Annotated in this window: 1 protein-coding gene; it reads left to right on the forward strand. The window is 46.7% G+C overall.

All coding sequences use genetic code 11. The annotated features are described in order from the left end of the window. A partial coding sequence (locus R8N47_RS25650; RefSeq protein ID WP_318186158.1) for a putative PEP-binding protein occupies positions 1-422 on the forward strand: 422 nt, incomplete at both ends.

Here is a 422-nt window from a genome sequence, read left to right on the forward strand (position 1 = left end):
ACTTTCCATCGGAAGATGAGCAGTATCATCAAGATCGAGCAATATTAAACAGCTACTCGAGCCAACGCGTGGTGATGCGTACTCTAGACATCGGTGGTGATAAACCATTGCCATACCTGCCAATCGAAGAGGACAATCCGTTTTTCGGTTGGCGCGGGATTCGCTTTACGTTAGATCATCCTGATATCTTTTTGATTCAATTGCGTGCGATGCTAAGAGCCAGTGCTGAAAGTGGTAATTTAAGTATCTTGTTACCCATGGTATCTGGTATTAAAGAGCTGGATGATGCGATGACGCTGATCAACCAAGCCTACAGCGAAGTTGTCTTGCTTGATGAGCGTATCCAGGCTCCAAAGGTCGGGGTGATGATCGAAGTACCATCGATGGTATATCTGCTTCCTGCCATCGCGCATCGAGTGGAT

It is taken from the genome of Vibrio sp. 2132-1 (assembly GCF_033344315.1).